The organism is Bartonella sp. CM86QHHN (assembly GCF_042194695.1).
Taxonomy (GTDB): Bacteria; Pseudomonadota; Alphaproteobacteria; order Rhizobiales; family Rhizobiaceae; genus Bartonella.
The window spans coordinates 1-1,724 of sequence record NZ_JBHIND010000054.1 but is presented as its reverse complement, the minus strand read 5'-3'; the positions used below and the strand labels follow the sequence as shown (position 1 = coordinate 1,724).

The following is a 1,724-nucleotide window of genomic DNA, read 5'->3' as shown; positions in this document are numbered from 1 at the left end:
GTCTCGGAAAGTTCCTGTTTTAGGGTTGAAAGAACGGTATTTTTTCTTGCAATAGTTAAGCCAATCAGATTCTAATGATTGTTGTACTGGCTCATATTCCACCGTTTGCGGAGCTTCATAAATTATCTGTTCTTGTGGAACCTGTTGATATACAATTTGATGCTGTGGTGCGGTTTGATAAACAACTTGTGGCTGTTCTGATTTTTTAAAAATTTTGCCGAGAAGTGCACCTGCTGCAAGAGCAAGAATGCCCATTGCTAAAGCTTCTCCTGAGTTATTTATATTAATACTACTGTGTTTTGTCTTTTTGCGCTCGACATAATGATATGTCTTGTGTTCAACATGATGGTGTTGTTGTGCTCCCCATTTATGGCTAACATAATGACGCGTGTGGGGGTTATCAAAAGAGTGATGTTCACTATGAGAAAAATGGGAGCTAAAATTGTGAGACGGTAAACCAGCCTCCCTTCTCATGTCATAGTTATGATACCATGCCATATCTGCAAGCGTTGGATTTAATGGCATCAAAACGGTTGCAGTAGACATTGCTGATAATACCGCTAATCTGAAGAGTTTTTTCATAATGATGCTCCTTGTGTCAATTCGTATTTTTCACATCCTACACGTTTCAAACTGAATAGAGACTGAACAATTTTGGACTTTATTGTGACAAAAAAATAAAAATTCATTTAGTTAAAACTATTATCAATACAATAAAATAAAATCATGACAGAATTTTGATTTCAATTAATGTACTCTTCTTAAGATTAATTAAGCAGCTTGTATTTAGAGCACCAGATTTTTTACTATTGGTTATAAATTATTTATTGATGAGTAATTTTTTATTGCTTGATACAATATGAATTGAACAATAGGTGTATGAACAAAAGTTATCGTTTTTTATTATAGGCTTATGGTGCTAAGATAGAACCTTATTTGTGTGATTGAATACAGTCCTGTTTGACCACTCTCTTGTGAGGCTAAATATTGAGTTCGATATCATATTATAACTGTATAAATATAATATATTGCGGGAACTTTTTTTGATATATGGGAAACATTCTTGTTGGGATATGGCTGTTAGTTTGACAGTATTGGCATAACAAAATGCATTTGACACAAGATTGCTGATGAGACGCCTGAAGGCACGTGGGCGTGCTTGTATTGGTGTAGGGCTTTCAATGGTGTAGGAAAATTGACGTTTGTGAAGATGCACATCGGTAGAGAATTTTTGCATAAGAGCATTTAAATCAAAAGTTTTAACACACTCACTTTCTTCACTACGGGCAAAAGCAAGGTAATCTTCTAACATGTTTTGCGTGTCGCTCACATCTTGTTCAAGCAGCTTGATATCAAAGTCAGTATTTGCTAACGCTTGCTGAAGTTTAAAACGGGTGAGAATGGTTCTTAAATCATGGCTTACACCCGAAAGCATCGTGGTGCGTTGTTCGATATAGTTAGAAGATGGTGAGTGTGTGTATTTTGCTGGACATGAGTTTAGGGTTTTACATACACTGGGGCATTCCCCTGGTCATGTTATTTATTTCAATGAAAAAGAGCGCTTAGCCCTCTTGGGTGATGTTCTCTTTCGTGGTTCTATTGGACGTACGGACTTCCCCTTCTGTTCTTATGAAAAATTGATACAATCTCTTCGAGAAAAAGTTTTACCCTTAGGCGATGATGTTTGTTTTATCTGTGGGCATGGTCCCAAAAGTAGCATAGGC

Annotated in this window: 1 protein-coding gene and 2 pseudogenes; 1 reads left to right on the top strand and 2 read right to left on the bottom strand. The window is 36.4% G+C overall.

The genetic code is table 11. The annotated features are described in order from the left end of the window. Together ACFIKX_RS05200 and ACFIKX_RS05195 are read right to left on the bottom strand one after the other, a co-directional pair. On the bottom strand, positions 1-582 hold a 582-nt coding region (locus tag ACFIKX_RS05200), incomplete at its 3' end, for a BA14K family protein (RefSeq protein WP_375629693.1). Between the two features lie 472 nt (positions 583-1,054). Next, a pseudogene (locus tag ACFIKX_RS05195) lies at positions 1,055-1,453 on the bottom strand (two-component sensor histidine kinase); the annotation flags it as partial. Between the two features lie 4 nt (positions 1,454-1,457). On the opposite strand from ACFIKX_RS05195, the pseudogene ACFIKX_RS05190 reads away from it, so the two are divergent. Continuing rightward, positions 1,458-1,724: pseudogene (locus tag ACFIKX_RS05190) on the top strand (MBL fold metallo-hydrolase); the annotation flags it as partial.